This is a genomic window from Frankia sp. BMG5.60 (assembly GCF_059428125.1).
This window is the reverse complement of the sequence record NZ_CM182091.1, coordinates 2,111,647-2,130,231: the sequence shown is the minus strand read 5'-3', so window position 1 is coordinate 2,130,231 and position 18,585 is coordinate 2,111,647. Positions and strand designations below refer to the sequence as shown.

The following is an 18,585-nucleotide window of genomic DNA, read 5'->3' as shown; positions in this document are numbered from 1 at the left end:
GCCTGTGGTCCGCTTCTCAGCCCGTCGGGTGGGGCCTGCCGCTCGGCGGCCAGCCGGGTCGGGAGAAGTATTCGCCCTGCACATGCAGGCGGACGATCTCTCGGGTGTAGGGCAGTGTCCGCTCCGGCAGCTCGTCGGGCACTGACCACTGCAGCGCCGAGCACAGCTCGGGCTCCCGGATGGTCGGTTCACCCGCCCACCGGGCGACGAGGAAGCCGAAGCCGATCCGGGCGCCGCTGTCCGGGGGCAGGGCGTGGGTGACGCCGACGAAGACGACGTCGTCCTCCTCGACCCGGAGTCCCAGCTCCTCGTCCAGCTCGCGGACGGCCGCGGTCACCACGTCCTCGTCCGGTTCGAGACGTCCGCTGGGCAGCGCCCACCACCCGCTGCCGTAGATGTCCCCGGCCCGTCGGGTCAGCAGCAGCCGATCCTCGCGCATCACCAACAGCAGCACATCCACGGGCGTCCGGTACTCGTCGCGGACCGCATACTGCTCGCTTCCGACCACCCGCTCGACGCTATCCGCCGTCCACGGCCGCGCGGCAGCCTGGCCGCAGCCCCGGAACGACGGTCACATCAGTTCGCGGGAGTCCGCGGGGGATTTTCCTGCTCGGTGCCTCCCGTCTGGGCACCTTCCTGGTCGTCCCCGAGCCCGGAGCACCTGGCCGAGGAGGGCGCCATGACCAGGCCCGACGGCTCTTGCTGTAACGGTGATCACGTGCTGCGGGAAAGTCGGGACAGTCGAGGCAACGGATGGTTGAATTTTGGGCCGCCGGTGCTTGGATGGGCGGCCGGAGAACGACCCGGTGGCCGGCGGGTGAATGGCGGGGAACGGGAATTCGACGTTTCTGGCGTATCTTCTCCCCGATTGGTGAGTGTGTGTTCGCTGTGTGCGGTCGGCCGCATCACGATGGCGGTGACTTGGTATGGTTCGTTCCGGTCTCTGTCTTTCTGATCGACCCGCGGATTGTCCCCCCGTGATTGGTGTGACAAGCCAGGCCTTCCACCGCCCGTTTTCGGGTCGCGTCCTCTTCTGTTACGACGGCCGTTCAGGGGTTCTCGTGTTCTCGCACCACCGGACATCCACACGCCGCTGCCCGCGCGCCTGGGCGGTCGTCACCGCGATTGCCGTCGCGGGGGTCACGCTCGTGGGATGCGGGCCGGGCGACACGTCGTCGGTCGCGGCCTGCGCCAGCCCGGGGGTGAGCGACGACCGGATCGATCTTGGCGTGCTGTACCCGGACTCGGGGCCGGTCTCGCCGATCTTCGAGGCGGCTCGGGCGGGGATCGACGCGCGGCTCGGAGCGGTGAACGCCGCCGGCGGGGTCAACGGGCGCCGCGTCGTCTACCAGTGGCGCGACGATCAGGGCTCGCCGCTGGCGAACGGCATCGCCGCGCGCGACCTCGTCGACCAGCGGCGGGTCTTCGGCGTCGTCGAGCTGTCGGTGGCGGCGTCGGGCAGCGCCGGCTACCTCGCCCAGCAGGGCATCCCGGTGACGGGCCTGGCCTCGGAGCAGGTCTGGTCGCAGGACCGGAACATGTTCGCCGCCACCACGGCCAGCGACTCGGCCGTCGACACCCAGGGCCGCTTCGTCCGGGACCAGGGAGGCAGCCGCGCGGTGATCCTGCAGACCGCGCTGTCGGCGGGCATCTCCACCACGGCCTCGACGTACGCGCGCAGCCTGGCGGCGGCCGGCGTCCAGGTTCTGGGCACGGTCACCTTCACCACGGGCGTCGACGATCCGGTGGCGGTCGCCCGGCGGATCGTCGCCGCCCACGCGGACACCATCGTCGGCGTCATCGAGCCGAAGGACCTCGTCGCCGTCCTGACCGTGCTGCGCGCCGCGGGCCACAACCCGAAGGTCGTCCTGTCCGCCAACGGGTACGACCACGCATTGCTGCGTGCCGTCGGTCCGCAGGCGGCGGGAATCTCCGTGCCGGTGTTCTACAAGCCTTTCGAGATTGGCGGACCGGGGATCAACGCCTATCTCGCGGCGATGCGTCAGTTCGCCCCGCAGGTCGCCCAGCCCGAGCAGGATATCGCGGTGATCTCCTACATCAGCGCCGACATCTTCCTGCGCGGTCTGCAACTCGCCGGGAGCTGCCCGACCCGGCAGGGGTTCATCGACGGCCTGCGCGCGGTGAACAGTTACGACGCCGACGGACTGATCAGCACGATCAGTTTCCGGGCCGGCGCCGCCCGACCCACCACGTGCTATTCCTTCGTCCAGGCCAACACGGCCGGCAGCGGGTACGTCGTGGTGGAACCGAACCTCTGCGGCCACGAGCTCAGCCCCTGACCGCGCCACCGGCCCCGTCCGGCGCAGGTGCCGGCGCCGGCTCGCTCGGCCGGGCGCCGGCCGGGCGCCGGCCATCAGCCGCCAGGTCGCCGGGGTACGCCTGCTCGCCGCCCGCGCCTGCTACGCCTCCGCGCAGCTCGGCCGGGCCCGGCACCTGTTGGAGACGCTGGTCGACGAGACTCCCGATGATCCCTACGTCCACCGGTTGCTGGGTCGCACCCTGCAGCGCCAGAGCGCCGGCGGACCGGAGGGCGACGCGCACCTGCGCCTGGCCGCCGCGCTGGCACCATCGTCAACGACGGTGGGGTGACGGTCGCCTTCGCGACACGTGCCTGATGCGGCCGGCTGCGATGCGAAAGGCTCGTCGTCATGGTGGACGAACAGGTCGCTCGGGAGTATCTGGCTTCGGTGGAGGGCAGGCTGGCGGCAGACGCCTGTGGTCCGCATTGGGAGGACTGGTCCGGCACGCCGGTTCTCGTCGGTCGACGCGCGGACTTCCGGCTGCAGTGGATGGGAACCAGGCTGCACCTGTTCACCATCGCCGCAGCCGTTCCCGAGATCACCGTCGCCACCATCGAGACCTTCACCGCGCAGGCGCTGCACTATGCCAAGGCGAACAAGGGCGGGCTGCCGGTGGGGATGCAGACCGGGGTTGCGGTGTTCCCCGTTCTGGTCGGCGGCCGTGTCGACCCGGCCGCCACCGCCTGGGCCGTGGACCGCCAGCGAGTCCAGTTCGCCTGCGCGGCGCGTCCCGTGGTCGCCGACGTGGCACAGCGCCGGGTGGGCTTCTTCCGCGGTCGGCCGGTCATCGGACGTCTGTACGCGTCGCACCTCATCGACAAGGGCGAGCGTTACTTCGACTGCCCGGGCTGGACCCTCGGCTGAGCTCGGAGGACAGAGTTCAGAGGGTCGAGTAGAGCCGTTCGGCCTGGTCGCGCTTGGTGTACAGCTCCCAGTAGATCTCGGCGATCGTGTCCGGCTGGGTCTCGGGGCCGCCGCGGCCGATGAAGGTCGCAAGCGGCACGTGGGCGGCGTACACACCCTTGTCGGCGAGGGTGGCGTTGAGCGCCAACACCCAGTTGCGCAGTGCGGCGGTCGCGAGGCCGACGTTGCCCATCCGGGGGAAGACCAGCGCGGACGACGCCCCGGTGGTGACCAGCAGCGTTCCGGTGCCACGCTCGATCATGCCGGGCAGCACGTGCTGGACGGCGGTGACCGCCCCGTACACGTAGTACTCGATCTCCGGCTGGATGCTCTCCACCGTCACGTCGAGTGCTTCGACGATCGGGTTCACGGCATTCTGCCGCCCGGCCGGCGCGGGGGAGTACTCCAGCACGTCGATCGGGCCGAGCTGCGCCTCGACGCGGGCGAGCGCGGCGACGAGGGACGGCCGGTCGAGGACGTCGGCGGCGAACCCGGCCGCCGTGATCCCATCCTGGGTGAGCTGGCCGGCGAGGTCGTCGAGCTTTGCCTGGTTGCGGGACAGCAGCGCGACGGCGAAGCCCTCCCGGCCGAAGCGGCGCGCGATGGACAGCCCGAGCCCGGGCCCGGCCCCGACGATGGCGATGGTCGGCATGTGCCTTCTCCTTGCGTCTCAGCAAGCGGTGCGTCTCAGCAAGCGGTGCGTCCCGGCAAGCGGTGCGTCGTGGGAAGCGGGTGCGTCGTGGGAAGCGGGTGCGTCGTGGGAAGCGGTGCGGCGGGAGCCGCGGGCCACTGTAGCTGATGCTCCGAGGGCGGAACGTCCGAGATGGGAACATCTTGGCCCTGGACGGTATCCGTTAGGATCGCACCCGTGCCCGCACCGTCGCCTGCCTCCGCGCAGGCGTCGGCAGGGCCGGGTGCCGGCCAGCCCGCCGGGTCGCCGCCCGCGGACCTCACCTGGTTGCTGAACCGGGCGGCCGCGCGCATGCGGGGAGAGCTCGACACGGTCGCCCGCGGGCACGGCCTCGCCGGCGTGCGCGACTGGATCGTGCTGACCGCGCTCGGCGCCGAGGGCGGCCGCACCCAGCTCCAGCTCGGCCGGGAGCTCGGCGTCGACAAGACCACGCTGACGTCGCTGCTGGACCGGCTCGAATGCGACGAGCTCGTCGTTCGGCGCCTCGACCCGCGCGATCGGCGTGCCCGCATCCCCGAGGTGACCGCGGCGGGGCGGCGGCTGCAGGCGCGCATCGCCGCGGCCCGCGACGAGGCCGAGGCCCGGCTGCTCGCCGCGTTCAGCCCGGACGAGCAGCGCCTGCTGCGCGCGTTGCTCACCCGGCTCGCGGACTCCACGGCCGCGTCCGGCCCCTGCCTGTAAGAGCCCCGGACTCCGGGCGGCTGTTCGGCGGCGGAAGTGCCGCGCCTGCCGCGCTTGCTGCGTACGGTGTTCCTGACCGTCTGTCGCAGCCGGGCTCGGATGCCGGCATCCCATCCGGTGAGCAGGAGATAGAGATGACCGTCAGCAATCCGCCGCTCTCGTCATCTGCCGCCGCCGTCGGCCCGCCGCCGCCGTTCGACCCGGAGCTGGCTGCGGCCCTCGAGCCGCTCGCCAAATTCCTCACCCCAGCGATCACCCCCGAGATGCTGCCGAGGTTACGGGCCGCCTCGGCGGCGCCGTCCGTTCCCGACGAGGAGCTCCACCGCGGCGGTGCGTTCAGGGTGCAGGAGCTGTCCGTGCCCGGCCCGGATGGCGCGCCCGAGGTCGGCCTGCTCGTCTGCCGGCCGACGGCGGCCGCGACCCCGGCGGCGGTCGTCTACCACATCCACGGCGGCGGCATGATCATGGGTGACAACCGTGCCGGCGTCACGGAGATCCTCGACTGGGCCCAGGCCCTGCACCTCGTCGTCGTCTCGGTCGAGTACCGGCTGGCCCCGGAGCACCCGCACCCGGCGCCGGTCGAGGACTGCTACGCGGGCCTGCTGTGGACGGCCGCGCACGCCGGCGAGCTGGGCGTGGCCTCCGGGCGGGTCGTCCTCGCCGGTACCAGCGCAGGCGGCGGCCTCGCGGCGGCGGCGGCGCTGCTCGCCCGCGACCGCGGCGGCCCGGCGCTGGCCGGCCAGCTCCTGATGTGCCCGATGCTCGACGACCGCGGCGGCTCGCCGTCCGCCGCGCAGATGGCCGGGCTCGGAGTCTGGGACGACACGTCGAACCGAACGGGCTGGGCGGCCCTGCTCGGCGACGGCGTCGGCGGACCGGACGTCTCCCCCTACGCGGCGCCGGCGCGGGCCGGCGACCTGACCGGCCTGCCGCCGGCGTTCGTCGACGTCGGATCCGCCGAGACGTTCCGCGACGAGGACATCGACTACGCCACCCGCCTGCTGCGGGCCGGGGTGCAGACGGAGCTGCACGTCTGGCCCGGCGGCTTCCACGGCTTCACCCTGTTCGCGCCGCAGGCACGGATCTCCCAGGAATGCGCCGCCGCCCGGCTGAACTGGCTTCGGCGCCTGCTGACCGCCGCCTGACGTCGGCGGGACGCTCGCGGGACGGCTCGCAGGGCGCGCGTCGATGGAACAGTTCGCCGGTGAACAAGGTTGTGAAGGTCGCGCCGGCGTCTCATCCTGACCGAGGAGATCGAGGAGATCAACGTGACCGAGTACGGACTGCGGGTCGGCCGGGCGGAGCTCGGCTCGGCGGGCCCGATCACCTTCGGCCCGGCGGGGATCCTGTTCCTCGCCGACAACGCCACGGCGACCGTCTACGCGGTCGACGTCGCCGACCCGGGCAGCCGCACGGCCGGGTCGGAACCGTTCGACCTGGCCGACGTCGACGCGCGGGTCGGCTCGCTGCTGGGCTGCGACGCGGCCGACGTCGCCATCCGCGACCTCGCCGTCCACCCGGACTCGGGCGGCATCTACCTGTCGGTCCAGCGCGGCCACGGCGAGTCCGCGCAGGCGGTGCTGGTGCGCATCGACCGGTCGGACGCCTCGATCAGCGACGTGCCCCTCACCGACGTCCCGGTCGCGGCGGTGGCGATCGCCGACGCCCCGGCCTCCGACGACGAGCGTGTCGACGTCGTCCTGCCCCTCGGCGACGAGGGTGAGGAGATCACGGTCGGCTCCCGCACGATCCGCATCCTGCGCCGCCCGATCCGCACCTCGACGGTCACCGACATGGCGTATGTGGACGGGTCGCTGCTGGTCGCCGGCCTGTCCAACGAGGAGTTCTCCTCCAAGCTGCGGCGGATCCCGTTCCCGTTCACCGACGCCGCCGGCGCGGCAGGCAACAACCTGGAGATCTTCCACGTCTCGCACGGCAAGTGGGAGACGGCGGCGCCGATCCGTACCTTCGTGCCCTTCGACGGCGGTCGCGCCATCCTGGCCAGCTACACCTGCACGCCGGTCGTGCACTTCCCGCTGGCCGAGCTGGCCCCGGGCACCAAGGTGGTCGGGCGCACCGTCGCCGAGCTCGGCGCGATGAACCAGCCGCTGGACATGGTCTCCTTCGACCAGGGCGGCGAGGAGTACCTGCTCGTCGCGAACACCTCACACGGCCTGATCAAGATCGCTCGCCGCGACATCGACGCCCAGGCCCCGCTGACCGAGCCCACCGAGCCGGTCGGGGTGCCGCGGGAGACCGCGGATCTACAGGGCATCATCAGGCTCGCGAACCTCGACGGCGAGCACGTGCTGGCCCTGCAGACCGACCTCGACGGGCGGCGGCACCTGCGCTCGTTGAAGTCCGCCTCCCTGTAGATCGGGGTGGCCGACCGTGGCGGGGTCGCCGTGTCGTGGTCGCGGCACGGCGGGGCGGACTGCATCCGGCTGGCTGGGCTGGCCGGGCTGGGGCCGGATGCGCAGGTGCGGATCTGGCCGGCCACCGCCGTGACACTCGGCACCGCCCCGCCGACGGCCGGGCGGTTGTTGCGCGACGGCCCCGACGCCTGCTTCCTGCCGCGTTTCCCCTTCCTCGACGGCACCGCGTACGTCGTCACCGTCGACGGCGTCGTCGTGGCCGAGCTGACCCGCGCCGGTGCCGACGAGGTGGCGACCACCGAGGTGCTCGCGATCCACCCGAGCGCGGCGGCCGTGCCGCGCAACCTGCTGCGCGGCTACGTCTGGTTCAGCGCACCGATGAGCGAGGGCTACGCGGCGGGCCACGTGCGGCTCGTCGACGACGCCGGCGGTGTGCTGGCCGGGGCGCTGCTGGCGACCGACCACGAGCTGTGGGACGCCGGCCGGCGCCGGCTCACCGTCCTGCTCGACCCGGCGCGGATCAAGCGGGGTCTCGCCCCGCACCGCGAGGCCGGCTACCCCCTGCGGTCCGGCGCACCGTTCCGGCTGGTGGTCGACGACGGGTTCCGCGACGCCCGGGGCCGCCGGCTGCGGGCCGGGGCCGAGCGGCGCTACCAGGTCGCCGACGACGAGCGCCGCCATGTCGACCCGCACGCCTGGACCCTGCGCGTCCCGCCCGCCGGCACCGCCGCACCGCTGGAGGTCGGGTTCGGCCGTCCGCTCGACCACGGCCTGGTCGCCCGCTGCCTGCACGTCGTCGGGCCCGACGGACGGCCCGTCGACGGCGTCGCGGACGTCGGCGCCGAGGAGCGGTGGTGGCGGCTGACCCCGCGACACGGCTGGGCGCCCGGCCCGCACCGCCTCGTCGTCGACCCCGTCCTGGAGGACCTGGCCGGCAACTCCGTCGGCCGGGTCTTCGACCGGGACCTCGCCCGCCCCGCGGACGACCCCCGCGGCGCCCGTCCCGTCACGGTGCCGTTCCACCCGGCCTGAGCACCATCGGCGGGATGGCCGACCGGTCGGCTCAGCGCCGGGAGGCGGTCAGCGGCAGCGGGCCGGACTGCACGACCTCGCCGAGGAGGCCGGTGTCGAGCCCGAGCGCGGCGGCGACCTCCTCGACCGCGGCCACCACCCGTCTTGGCGGGTACACCGGGAGGGTGGATCCGGTGCCGCTGCTGCTCTCCGTCGGCCATGGCACGCTGGCCGCGGACCGGCTGGCCGGGCTTCTGCGCGAGGCGGGCGTCGCGCTGCTGGTGGATGTGCGGTCGGCACCGGGGAGCCGGCACAACCCGCAGGTCGCGCGGAGCAACATCGAGCGGTGGCTGCCCGCGGCCGGAGTGCGCTACCGCTGGGAGCCACGCCTGGGCGGCCGGCGCCGGGCCCCGGCTGACTGTCCGGATGTCGCGCTGGTCAACCGGTCGTTCGCCGGCTACGCGGCCTGGATGCGCTCGACCGAGTTCGTCGGGGCGGTCGATGAGCTGCTGGCAGGGGTGGCGGCGGACCGCACGGCGGTGATGTGCGCCGAGACGCTGTGGTGGCGCTGCCACCGCCGGATGATCGCCGATTTCGTCACGCTCGCCCGCGGCGGCCAGGTGTCCCACCTGCACCACGACGGCCGCCTCGACCCGCACCGCCCGACCGCCGGCGTGCGCCGCCGGGACGACGGTCTCCTCGTCTACGACGCCGGCACCCTGTTCGCGCAATGACCGGGTTCCCTGCAGTGACCGGGTTCCCTGCAGTGATCGGGTTCCCTGCAGTGATCGGGTTCCCTGCGATGAGCGGGGGATCGCCGTTCTCCCGCAACGGTGGTCGGCTGGTAGTGATGCATCTCCTCGATAGCTTCGACGTCGGGTCCGATCTGGGCGAAGAATGCCTGGAACAGCTCGCTTTCCCGGAATCCTTCCAAGTGTCCTTCGAGGGAATCCCAACGTATCCGCAGGGTGTATTCACTGCGGAGCGCCGATCCCGCGCGCCGGTACTCCAGGCGATGTACGACTGGGGCCGACAGTGGGCGACAGCCCGACGACTCACGGTCAACCCCGTCCTGGACTGACCCTTCGATCGTCGGCCGCCGCCACCGGCCAGCAGGCGAAGCGTCTTCCGACGAACCGGTGGAAGGAGCCGGGCGGCCCGTTTCGGCCTGCCGTCCTTCTTCGCCGAGTGACCTTCCGGCCCTTGGGCCGAGGGATTCTCCTGAGGTTCAGTGAACCCGTCGGATAAGCGGCGCAGCCATGCGGCAAAACATGGTCACCGATCTCGGATCGGGCCATCCTGCGAAAGAGAGATCTCTGATGAGTATCTACCAGGATATTGGTGGCGCGAAGGCCGTGAAAGCCGCGGTCGACGGGTTCTACGTCCGGGTGTTGGCCGACCCGGACCTCGTCCGGTTTTTCGAGGGTCGGGACCTGGCCAGCCTCAAGGCAAACCAGCGGGACTTCATCGGCGCGGCGCTCGGCGGTCCCGAGATCTACCAGGGCGGGGAGATGGCCCAGATCCACGCCTCCCTCGGGGTCGCCGACGCCCAGTTCGACGGGGTGGTGGGCCATCTGCTCGCGGCCTTCGCCAGCGCCGGCGTCCCGGCCGAGGCCGCCGGCGAGATCGCCGCGGTTCTCGGCCCGCTGCGTTCCGAGATCGTCACTGCCTCGTAGCGGCCGGTCCAGGGCGGAACAGAGGGTGCTGTGGGCGGACCGGGCGGAGAAACCACCCCCGGTCAGTCCCGGCCGGGGTGCTCGGTGCCCGCGGGTTCCCCGCCGGCCGCGGGTTCTGTGTCGGCCGCGGGCGGCGCCGGGCGCCAGGCCCCGTCGACCTGGTCCCAGCCGTGCCCCCGGTCGTAGGCGGCCTTGAGCTCGCTCGACAGCCGTGGCCCTCGCTCCGGCACGGTCAGCCCATGCTCGTCGGCGTGGTCCCGCAGCCACGCGCGGACCTCGCTGACGGACGTGCTCTGGTGGGGGCGACGGACCTTGACCCGGGCGGGCGCCGGCCGGCTCGCCTCGCCCCGGACCTCGGGCGTCGTGATCGCGTCGTTCTGCTCCACCGCCGTCCACGCCGTATCGATCTTGGAGTTGCGGGCGACGTCGACGGTCTCACCGTATTCCGCGTACTCGCCGAGCACGGACGCCACCTCGTCGCGGCATTCGTCGCACAGATCCAGCCTGACCAGTCTTCCGTCATACGCCAGAGCCGCGGTCTGCGTCGCCGCAACCTTGTCCTTGGCGTGGCGGCCGGCGTTGTCGCACCACACGTTTATGAGTGAAATTACCTCGCGCGCCATCAGGGCTGCCTCATTCCTCGTCCGGACGCCCACTATCGAGCTTTGATGCCAGTTTAGTGGGGCCGCGGACACCTGGCAAATCACACATTTCTGTGGCGTCGCCGGTTGTGTCGACCGGATTCGACCGGGTTCACCGACCGTCGGGACACTTCACCATGGGTGCAAGACGGCAGACCTGTGCCCGATAAACTTTTCGCGGATCATGCCCGCATTCGGCATCACTCCGCCCGGCGACTTCCTGCCGGGATGGCCGCATCGCGGGAATCGACATCGGGGAGCTCGATCACCAGGGCTTCGGGCCTGTCGCTGTTCAGGTGGTGCGGGCGCCGCCGGGCCGTGCCGGGCCCCCGGCGTCACGCGTGACGGGCCGAGCGGGTAGGCATACAGGGGTGAGCACACCCGAGACGGCCGAGTTTCCGGCCTCCCACCGCGACCTGCTCGACTCTCCCCTGACCGCCGTCTTCGTCACGATCGCCGCCGACGGCCGGCCGCAGGCGACCGCGGTCTGGTACCTGCCCGACGGACCCACGGTCAAGGTATCGATGATCAGTACCCGGCGGAAGCTGGTGAACCTGCGCCGCAACCCGGTGGCCACCCTGTTCCTGGTCGACCCCGCCAACTCGGGACGCACCCTGGAGATCCGCGCCGACGTCGAGCTCGTGCCCGACCCGGACAAGACCGTCCTGCACCGCATCACCGACCGGTACAACGTCGACTTCGCCCGGTTCAGCGCCCTGGACTCCGAGCGGACCACCGCCGTGCTGCATCCGCGGCGCGTCGTCGTCCTCGGCTGAGCGAGCAGCCCGCAGACCCTCCGCCGGCGGCCGATCCTCCGCTCCTCCACTCGGTCCGATCCTCCGCTCGTCCGGCTGCCGCGCGGGGTCACGTCCGGCGCGCCACCCGCAACTCCGTGAGATAGCGCTTGGTGACGCTGCCCCCGTAGGCACGCTCGATCAGGTCGGCGATACAGCGCAGAAGCCCACGCCGGGCGGTGGGTTCCAGGGCGCGATGTCCCGAATAGGTGCGCAGGACGTCGAGGTACTCCGCGCTCGTGTAGGGCAGCTCCCACTCGTAACGACGGAAGACGGCCTCGTCGAAACGGCCGGACCGAATGATTTCCTCGTCGTCCTCGGCGATCTCGTGCGCGGCCCGCAGCCGGAGATTCGGCGGGGTCGTCGGATCGAAGCGCTCGTAGCAGTTCTGCACCTCGGCGAAGAACCGCTCGGTGCCACCGGCTATGTGGTTGGTCGCGACGGTGGCCAGGGCGCCGCCGGGACGCAGCGCCGCCGCCGCCTTCTCGACCCGCACGGCCGGGTCGATCCAGTGGAACGCGGTCGCGGCGAGCACCACGTCGAACGGCTCCCGCGGCAGCGGCCAGTCCTCGAACACGGCATCGAGGACCTGCACGTCCCGGTAACCGGCGAGATTGCGGCGGGCCACCGCGGCCATCTCCGGACCCAGCTCGACCGCCACGATCCGACATCCGAGCCCCGCGATCGGCACCGTGGCCTTCCCGGTCCCGCAGCCGATCTCCAGCACGCGGCATCCCGGCCCGAGCCCGACCATCGCGGCGAGATCGTCGAACATCCGGGTTGGATATCCGGGCCGTGCCCGATCGTAGAGCTCGGCGTCCTCGGTGAAGGTGGCCCGCAGCCGTTCGCGGTCTGGGCTGGTCATGTGGACGAGGTTAGGACGACCGGAATGGGCCGCGGGCCGGCCGGGGGATCGCCGCGGATCTCCCGGCCGGTGGGGTCGGTCCACCCGGCGAGCCGCGGCAGGCTCCCAGCCCTGCCGACGACGGTCAGCCGGCCGTGGCGGGGGTGGCCGGCGTCCAGCCCAGGTGGGGGGCGACGGTCTCGGCGAGGTCCTCGAGCAGCCGCAGGTTCTCCCGCAGCCCGAACGCGGGCGGCAGGAACGCGATGAGCTCGTCGGCGAGCGGGACGCTCGGATCCGCGAGCAGCTCGTCGACGACGGCGGCCGGGTCGCCGTGGTGCACCGGGCTCATCGTGAACCGGGCGGTGGGGGCCGCGACGGGCGCCAGCGCCCCCGCCGGCCGGGAGGCGGCGGGCCCCTGGGAGCGCCGCTCGGCGTCGTAGGCCGCATAGACGCGGGCGAGCTGCGGCGAGGTGGCGGGCAGCACGGAGCGCGCGACGGCGACGCGCGACGGCGACGTCCCGGGGTGGGCGCCGCGGTAGGCCTCGATGGCCCGGGCGAGCTCCGCGCCGTAGTCGTCGATCTGCCCGCTGAGGATGGTGCTCAACAGCAGCCGCAGGCCCTGCCGGCCGACCCGTTCGGCGGAGGCGACCGAACCGCCGCCGTACCAGATCCGCTCGGGCAGGGTCGGGCTCGTCGGGCGGACGAACAGCTCGGTGCCCACGGGGAGCAGCCCTTCCGGGTCGGTGATCTCGCCGACCCGCTCGCCGCGCACGGCACGCAGGAACGCCGCGAGCCGGTCCTGGGACTGCGCGCGCCCGTCGTTCGGCGCCTGGCCGAAGACGGCGTCGAAGCCGCCCTGGCCGGTCCCGAGGCCGAGCTGCAGCCGCCCGCCGCTGAGCAGGTCGGCCGTGCCGGCGGCCTCGGCCAGCAGCACGGGATCCTCGTAGCGGACGCCGATGATGGCCGTGCCGAGGCCGATGCGCTCGGTGTGCTGCGCGACGGCCGCGTGGAACACCAGCGGCGAGGCCAGGTAGTTGTCGAAGTGGCGCTGGTAGACCCATCCGGCGTCGTAGCCGAGCTGCTCGGCGACGCGGAACAGCTCGATGCCGTCGCGCAGCGCGGCGCCGGCCTGCCCGGTCGGGAAGGCGATCCGCGCGTTGAAGCCGAGCCGGAGCCGGCGTGGCGTGGGTGTGTCCGCCGAGCCGGCGGCGGCGGTGACGGCGGCGGCGGCGGTGACGGTCGCGGTCGCGGGGGCTGTCATGGTGTGCTCTCCTTCGGCCGGTGAAAGATCTGGTGGGGTTCGGCACCGGCGGAGGTGTGCTCGACCCACGCGGCGTGCAGCTCGGCGTAGCGGCCGGGGACCCGGACGAGGTCGGCGTGGCGTCCGCTCTGGACCAGGCGCCCGTGGTCGAGGACGAGGACGCGGTCGGCGTGTTCGGCCGTCACCATGCGGTGGGCGATCGAGACGGTGGTGCGCTCGACCGTGAGCGCGGCGAGCGCGCGCTGGATCCGGACGTCGGTGGCTGGGTCCACGCCGCTGGTCGCCTCGTCGAGTACGAGCAGGTCGGGGTCGACGAGCGCGGTGCGGGCGAGGGCGACGAGCTGCCGCTCGCCGGCCGACAGGCGCTCCCCCCGGACCCCGACGCGGGTGTCCAGGCCGTCCGGCAGCGTGTCGAGCCACGGACGCAGGCCGAGCGAGGAGACGACCTCGTCGACCACACCGGAGACGTCGACCACGCCGGAGTCGCCGCGCAGCCCGACGCCGATGTTCTCGGCGATGGTGGCGTCGAACAGGAACGGGTCCTGCGGGACGATCGCGACGCGACGCTGGAACGACGCCTCCGACACCCGGCCGACCGGGACGCCACCGAGCAGGACCTGGCCGCGGCTCGCCGGGATCTGGCGGGTCAGCAGCTTGGCGAGGGTGCTCTTGCCGGACCCGGTCTCGCCGACCACGGCGACGTGCTCGCCGGGGGAGATGGCGACGGTGAGGTGCTCCACGACCAGCGGGCCCGCCCCGTACGCGGCGGCGACGTCGGCCAGCTCGACCCCGATCGGCCCGGCGGGCAGCTCGCGCGACTCGGCGCCGGTGACCACGCCCGACGGTGTCGCGAGGATCTCCAGCGCGCGCCGCCAGCCCACGACGGCGTTCTGGATCTCCCCGAGTGTCTGCACGAGGGCCTGCAGGGGCCGGACGAAGACGCTGACGAGCAGCAGCATCGCGACCAGCTCGCCGGCCGACAGGTGCAGCGCCGGTTCCCACCGGGTGTGCGCGGTCGACCAGCGGGTCCCGGCGACGACCACGAACGCGGTCATCGCCGAGATGGCGACCTCGCCGAGGGCGGTGTTGACATGCAGGGGCACGAGGGTGTGGCGCTGAGCCGACGCCGTGCCCGCCACGGCGTCGTCGACGGCGGTGCGGGTGCGCCGCTCGGTGCCGGTGGAGCGGATGACGGCGATGCCGGTGACGGCCTCGCCGACGGTGGACTGCAGCACCGACACGCTCCCGCGCACGGCGGCGTAGCGGCGGGCGACGACCGCCTGCAGGCGGCGCATGACGACGAACAGCAGCGCCGCCAGCACCAGCACCGGCAGCGCGAGCTGCCAGGAGTAGGTCGCGACCAGGACGCCGGCGATGATCATCTGGGTGATGTTGACGAGCAGCGCGACGCCACCGTTCTGCACGAAGGTCGTGACCGCCTCGATGTCGCTGGTGAGACGGGTGACGAGGTCGGCGCCGGCCAGGCGCGCGAACGTCTCGGGGGCGATCTCGTGGATGCGGGCGATGCCCTGCGTGCGCAGCTCGGCGAGGGCAGCCTCCGTGCGGTGGTAGACCCGCCGGTTGAGCCAGCAGGAGGCGAGCACGGCGGCGACGGTGGCCGCGGCGCCGACGAACACGGCGCGCCCGACGACGTCCGCGGCGCCGCCGTCGCCGCGGGAGTCGAGCAGGCCGTGGTCGAGGGCGTACTGGACGGTCAGCGGGGTCACGATGCGTCCGCCGCCCGCGACGAACGCCAGCAGGACGGTCAGCGGTAGGCCGGCGGCCATCGCCGGGGTTGTCGCGCGAATCAGCCGGCCGAGCTCGCGCGCCCCGACGGAGCTCAGCTCGGCCAGGCCCCGGTCAGCCATGGACGGTGTCCGCCGTCCCGTACGCCTGGAGGATCCGCCGGTAGTCGGGTTCGGCGTCGAGCAGCTCGGCGTGGGTTCCCACGGCGACGAGCCGGCCCGCACGCAGGAACGCGACCCGGTCGGCGATCAGGACCGAGCTGGGGCGTCCGCCCACGATGAGCACGGTGGTGCGCCCGCGCAGGCTCGCCACGGCGGCGAGCACCTCGCGCTCGACGGCCGGGTCGAGGGCCGAGGTGGCGTCGTCGAGCAGGATGGCGCGGGGCGCGCGCAGCAGGGCGCGCGCCAGGCACAGCCGTTGGCGCTGGCCGCCGGACAGCCGCGTGCCGCGCTCGCCGACCCGCGTGTCGAGGCCGTCCGGCAGGTTGCGTACCAGGGCGTCGGCTCCGGCGGCGGCCAGTGCCTGCCAGAGTTCGGCGTCGGTGTAGGGGCGCCGCTCGCGGGGGTGGCCGTCGAGCCGCAGGTTCTCGCGGATGCTGCCGCCGGCCATCCACGGGGTCTGCGACACGACGGCGAGGTGCGCGCGGATCTCCCCGCGGGCGAGGTCGGGGGCGTGGACCCCACCGATCTCGACGGCGCCCTCGGCGGGGTCGACCTGGCGACCGAGCAGGTCCAGCAGGGTGGACTTGCCCGAGCCGGTCGCACCCACCACGGCGACGATCTCGCCGGGCCGGACCTCCAGGTCGATGTCGGCAAGCAGGTGCCGCCCGCCCTGGACGTGCCCGACGCCGCGCGCCCGCAGCCCCAGGGCGCCCGCGCCGGCCAGGGTGCGCGTCCCGTAGGCGGTGGTCTCGTCGGAGTCGAGGACGGCGGCGATGCGGGACCGGCCGGCCGCCGAGATGGGCAGCATGGCGAGGAAGCGGCTGATGACACTGAGCGGGATGGAGATGGTGAGCAGCAGGTAGACGACCTCGACGAGGACGCCGACGCTGAGCTTGCCGCTGTCGACCTGGCGCGCTCCGACGGCGAGGACGGCGAGGATCGCGACGCTCGGCAACTGCTCCAGGACCGGGTCGAACACCGAGCCGACGTTGCCCATCGAGGTGGTGGTGCGCCGCAGTCGATCCGCCGCGGCCCCGACGCGGGCGCGTTCGCGGTGGGCGAGACCCAGTGTCCGCACGACCTGCGCGCCCTCGATGCTCTCCAGGGCGAGGGCGGCGAACTCGCCGCGGCTGTCCTGCACGGCCCGCGCGCGGGCGGCGAGCAGGCGCTGGTAGAGCAGGTTCAGGCCCAGGACGGATCCGACGAGGGCGACCCCGACGAGCCCGAGGGCCGGGTCGTGTCCGAACATCTGGACAAGCGCGACGGCGAGCATGACGACCATGCCGAACGCGAAGAACCAGAAGACCATCGGGAACCACAGGGCGTCCACGTCGGACACGGCGGTCGACAGCAGCCGTCCGGGCGCGTGCTGGCGGTGCCAGGCCAGGTCCAGCTCGAGGTAGCGGCGGACGACGACGCGGCGGATGCGGGCCTGCGAGCCGTACTGGACGTGGCCGGTCGCGATGCCCCGGGCGATGATCGTCGTCCACCGCAGCGTGGAGACGCCGAGGATCGCGCCCGCGGCCAGCCACCAGGTGGCCCGGCCGACGTGGCCGCCGGCGAGGGCGGGGACGATCAGATGATCGGTGGCCCAGCCGATCGCGGCGGCGGACAGGACCATGGCGACCCCGTTGACGACGCCGGCGACGGTGCCGACCAGGGCCGCCCCCGGATGGGCGAACGAGCCGTCGAGCATCGTGCGCAGTCCCGCCCAGAAGGTCCCGTCCCCGCCGCGGACCCGCTCCCGCCCGTCGCGTCCCCCCGTCACCCTCAGTGGGCGCCGGCGAGGGCGGCGGCGTCGAAGCCGGGGGCAAGGGCGCCGGGGTGGGCGGCCTGGAGGGCGCCGCGCTGCCCGGTGGCCGCTCGGTGCGCGATCTCCTGGCGGACCAGCGGCAGGACGTGGCGGCCGTAGTCGACGGCGTCCGCGAGGGTGTCGTAGCCGCGGATCGACACCAGGCTCGCGCCCTGGTCGACGTAGTCGAGGATCGCGGCGGCGACGGTCTCCGGGCTGCCCACCAGCGCGGTCGACGCGCCCAGCCCGCCGGTCGCGGCCGCGGTGCGGGTCCACAGCGCGCGGTCGTAGACCTCGGACTTCGCGGCGAACGTCAGGGCGCGCTGGGAGCCGACGTTCTGCGGGGCGCCCTTGAGGAAGGCGCGGGCCGGGCCGGCGTTGAAGGTCTGCTCGATCCGGGCGGCGTAGTCGAACGCCTTGCGCCAGGCCAGCTCGTCCGTCCGGGCGATGATCGGGCGGAAGGTCACCCAGATGCGCGGGCGGTCGGTGCGGCCGGCCGCGGCGGCGATGCCGTTGACCCGGTCGATCTCCTTGCGCAGGTCGGCCAGCGGCTCGCCCCAGAAGCTGAAGATGTCGGCCTTGGCGCCGCCGACGCCGAACGCGGCGTCGGACTGCCCGCCGATCGAGATCGGGATGGTGCTGCCGTACGGCGCGAAGCCGGGGCCGAACTCGTCGAACTTGTAGAACTCGCCCTCGTGGCTGAACGGGCTGGTCTCGGTCCAGGCGCGGCGCAGCAGGTCGATGAACTCCGACGTGCGCGCGTAGCGGCGGTCCTTGGGCAGGTAGTCGCCCTGGCGGGCCTGCTCGGCGTCGTTGCCCCCGGAAATGATGTGGACGACGGCGCGGCCCTCGGTGAGCTGGTCGAGGGTGGCGAGCTTCTGCGCCGCCACCAGCGGGAACGTCGTGTTCGGCCGCAGCGCGACGATGGGGCGCAGGCGCTCGGTGAGCTGACCGACGGCCGAGGCGAGGACGAAGGAGTCGGCGCTGTTCGAACCGTAGGGCAGCAGGGTGTAGTCGTAGCCGGACTCCTCGAGGGCGTGCACGTACTTCTTGAAGAACGGCAGGTCGATGCCGCGGCTGGGTACCGGGTTGAGCTCGGTCGACGGGTTGAGGTGCGACAGGCTGATGAACTCCACCTGCGGGGACGCGGTCTCGGGGATCGCGGCGGGGTTGGTCATTGCGCCAGTCCTTTCGAAGCTGTCGTACGAGGTCGGGCCGGAGCCGGGGCGTGGTCGTCCCCGCGGGTCGGCGTCGTGGTTCGGCGTCGTGGTTCGTCCGTCTGATCGCTTCCGGGCACGCGGAAGGTCGTCGCGTGCGGGATCGAGGCGCTGTCGCGCCGCAGGGAGCGGCTGGAACGGGTCCGACTGGGAGTCAGGTTCGCCGTGGCCCGGTGTGCCTGCCCGGTCAGGGCGGCGGTGCTTCGCGGGACCGGGCCGGCTCGGGCCTGCGCCCCGGCGCCGAGCGCACGGTCGGACATCGCCCAGGTGTGCGGGGCGGCTGAGGTCGGTGGCGTGGCTGACGTGCGGGCCAGGACCGGGCGAGGAACGCCGGGGCCGGCAGACGGCCCGGGATGGCCGGACGGGCAGGGGCGGAAGGGGGCCCGATCAGCAGGGGCGACAGCAGGCGGAGGCGAGGATCCCGTAATCGACGAACCGCCGGCGGGTCAGCATCCGCGCCGGGGCGGTCAT

General features: G+C 73.1%; 19 protein-coding genes. 10 read left to right on the top strand and 9 right to left on the bottom strand.

Features of this window, described 5'->3' with window-relative positions; all coding sequences use genetic code 11:
* Nucleotides 1-16 precede the first annotated feature (16 nt).
* Nucleotides 17-508, bottom strand: coding sequence for an NUDIX domain-containing protein (locus AC5R91_RS08545; protein WP_495396613.1), 492 nt, complete (start codon nucleotides 506-508; stop codon nucleotides 17-19).
* A 640-nt stretch (nucleotides 509-1,148) separates the two neighbouring features.
* Here AC5R91_RS08545 and AC5R91_RS08540 point away from each other — a divergent pair.
* The 3 genes from AC5R91_RS08540 to AC5R91_RS08530 are packed head-to-tail and all read left to right on the top strand — an operon-like array spanning nucleotide 1,149 to nucleotide 3,185.
* Nucleotides 1,149-2,300 carry an ABC transporter substrate-binding protein gene (locus AC5R91_RS08540; RefSeq protein WP_495396612.1) on the top strand — a complete coding sequence of 384 codons (1,152 nt, stop codon included), beginning with the start codon at nucleotides 1,149-1,151 and terminating at the stop codon, nucleotides 2,298-2,300.
* On the top strand, nucleotides 2,218-2,610 hold the full coding sequence (locus AC5R91_RS08535) for a tetratricopeptide repeat protein (protein WP_495397918.1): 393 nt from the start codon (nucleotides 2,218-2,220) through the stop codon (nucleotides 2,608-2,610). The genes AC5R91_RS08540 and AC5R91_RS08535 overlap by 83 nt, the downstream gene beginning before the upstream one ends.
* 59 nt (nucleotides 2,611-2,669) lie before the next feature.
* Nucleotides 2,670-3,185, top strand: a complete 516-nt coding sequence (locus tag AC5R91_RS08530; RefSeq protein WP_495396611.1) for a levansucrase — start codon at nucleotides 2,670-2,672, stop codon at nucleotides 3,183-3,185.
* A 16-nt stretch (nucleotides 3,186-3,201) separates the two neighbouring features.
* Here the strand turns inward: AC5R91_RS08530 and AC5R91_RS08525 are convergent, their stop codons facing one another.
* On the bottom strand, nucleotides 3,202-3,876 hold the full coding sequence (locus AC5R91_RS08525) for an SDR family NAD(P)-dependent oxidoreductase (RefSeq protein ID WP_495396610.1): 675 nt from the start codon (nucleotides 3,874-3,876) through the stop codon (nucleotides 3,202-3,204).
* A 216-nt stretch (nucleotides 3,877-4,092) separates the two neighbouring features.
* Between AC5R91_RS08525 and AC5R91_RS08520 the strand changes: the two genes are divergently transcribed.
* The 4 genes from AC5R91_RS08520 to AC5R91_RS08505 all read left to right on the top strand — a co-directional run bounded on the left by AC5R91_RS08520 (nucleotide 4,093) and on the right by AC5R91_RS08505 (nucleotide 8,003).
* Nucleotides 4,093-4,596 carry a MarR family winged helix-turn-helix transcriptional regulator gene (locus AC5R91_RS08520; protein WP_495396609.1) on the top strand — a complete coding sequence of 168 codons (504 nt, stop codon included), beginning with the start codon at nucleotides 4,093-4,095 and terminating at the stop codon, nucleotides 4,594-4,596.
* Nucleotides 4,597-4,730: 134 nt separating this feature from the next.
* Nucleotides 4,731-5,741, top strand: coding sequence for an alpha/beta hydrolase (locus AC5R91_RS08515; protein WP_495396608.1), 1,011 nt, complete (start codon nucleotides 4,731-4,733; stop codon nucleotides 5,739-5,741).
* A 123-nt stretch (nucleotides 5,742-5,864) separates the two neighbouring features.
* On the top strand, nucleotides 5,865-6,971 hold the full coding sequence (locus AC5R91_RS08510; protein ID WP_495396607.1) for a hypothetical protein: 1,107 nt from the start codon (nucleotides 5,865-5,867) through the stop codon (nucleotides 6,969-6,971).
* A 6-nt stretch (nucleotides 6,972-6,977) separates the two neighbouring features.
* On the top strand, nucleotides 6,978-8,003 hold the full coding sequence (locus tag AC5R91_RS08505; RefSeq protein ID WP_495396606.1) for a hypothetical protein: 1,026 nt from the start codon (nucleotides 6,978-6,980) through the stop codon (nucleotides 8,001-8,003).
* 31 nt (nucleotides 8,004-8,034) lie between these two features.
* Here the strand turns inward: AC5R91_RS08505 and AC5R91_RS08500 are convergent, their stop codons facing one another.
* Entirely contained in the window at nucleotides 8,035-8,160 is a 126-nt protein-coding gene (locus AC5R91_RS08500; RefSeq protein ID WP_495396605.1) for a hypothetical protein, read from the bottom strand.
* Between the two features lie 16 nt (nucleotides 8,161-8,176).
* Between AC5R91_RS08500 and AC5R91_RS08495 the strand changes: the two genes are divergently transcribed.
* Complete coding sequence (locus tag AC5R91_RS08495; RefSeq protein ID WP_495396604.1) at nucleotides 8,177-8,716, top strand: DUF488 domain-containing protein; 540 nt, start codon at nucleotides 8,177-8,179, stop codon at nucleotides 8,714-8,716.
* A gap of 585 nt (nucleotides 8,717-9,301) precedes the next feature.
* On the top strand, nucleotides 9,302-9,658 hold the full coding sequence (locus tag AC5R91_RS08490; protein WP_495396603.1) for a group I truncated hemoglobin: 357 nt from the start codon (nucleotides 9,302-9,304) through the stop codon (nucleotides 9,656-9,658).
* Between the two features lie 62 nt (nucleotides 9,659-9,720).
* Here AC5R91_RS08490 and AC5R91_RS08485 read toward each other — a convergent pair whose 3' ends face one another.
* On the bottom strand, nucleotides 9,721-10,281 hold the full coding sequence (locus AC5R91_RS08485; RefSeq protein WP_495396602.1) for a hypothetical protein: 561 nt from the start codon (nucleotides 10,279-10,281) through the stop codon (nucleotides 9,721-9,723).
* Between the two features lie 389 nt (nucleotides 10,282-10,670).
* Between AC5R91_RS08485 and AC5R91_RS08480 the strand changes: the two genes are divergently transcribed.
* Nucleotides 10,671-11,075: a PPOX class F420-dependent oxidoreductase gene (locus AC5R91_RS08480; RefSeq protein WP_495396601.1), complete on the top strand. Its 405-nt coding sequence runs from the start codon at nucleotides 10,671-10,673 to the stop codon at nucleotides 11,073-11,075.
* Nucleotides 11,076-11,163: 88 nt separating this feature from the next.
* Here AC5R91_RS08480 and AC5R91_RS08475 read toward each other — a convergent pair whose 3' ends face one another.
* From AC5R91_RS08475 to AC5R91_RS08455, 5 genes are all read right to left on the bottom strand, one after another.
* Nucleotides 11,164-11,958 (bottom strand): class I SAM-dependent methyltransferase, encoded by a 795-nt coding sequence (locus AC5R91_RS08475; protein ID WP_495396600.1) that lies wholly within the window; start codon nucleotides 11,956-11,958, stop codon nucleotides 11,164-11,166.
* A gap of 124 nt (nucleotides 11,959-12,082) precedes the next feature.
* Nucleotides 12,083-13,198 (bottom strand): LLM class flavin-dependent oxidoreductase, encoded by a 1,116-nt coding sequence (locus AC5R91_RS08470; protein WP_495396599.1) that lies wholly within the window; start codon nucleotides 13,196-13,198, stop codon nucleotides 12,083-12,085.
* Nucleotides 13,195-15,066, bottom strand: a complete 1,872-nt coding sequence (locus AC5R91_RS08465) for an ABC transporter ATP-binding protein (protein WP_495396598.1) — start codon at nucleotides 15,064-15,066, stop codon at nucleotides 13,195-13,197. Before AC5R91_RS08465 ends, AC5R91_RS08470 begins: the two co-directional genes overlap by 4 nt.
* Nucleotides 15,059-16,801: an ABC transporter ATP-binding protein gene (locus tag AC5R91_RS08460; RefSeq protein WP_495397917.1), complete on the bottom strand. Its 1,743-nt coding sequence runs from the start codon at nucleotides 16,799-16,801 to the stop codon at nucleotides 15,059-15,061. Before AC5R91_RS08460 ends, AC5R91_RS08465 begins: the two co-directional genes overlap by 8 nt.
* Before the next feature lie 74 nt (nucleotides 16,802-16,875).
* The gene (locus tag AC5R91_RS08455) at nucleotides 16,876-18,075 is read right to left on the bottom strand and encodes an LLM class flavin-dependent oxidoreductase (protein WP_495396597.1); all 1,200 of its coding nucleotides are present in this window, start codon (nucleotides 18,073-18,075) and stop codon (nucleotides 16,876-16,878) included.
* Nucleotides 18,076-18,585: the final 510 nt, after the last annotated feature.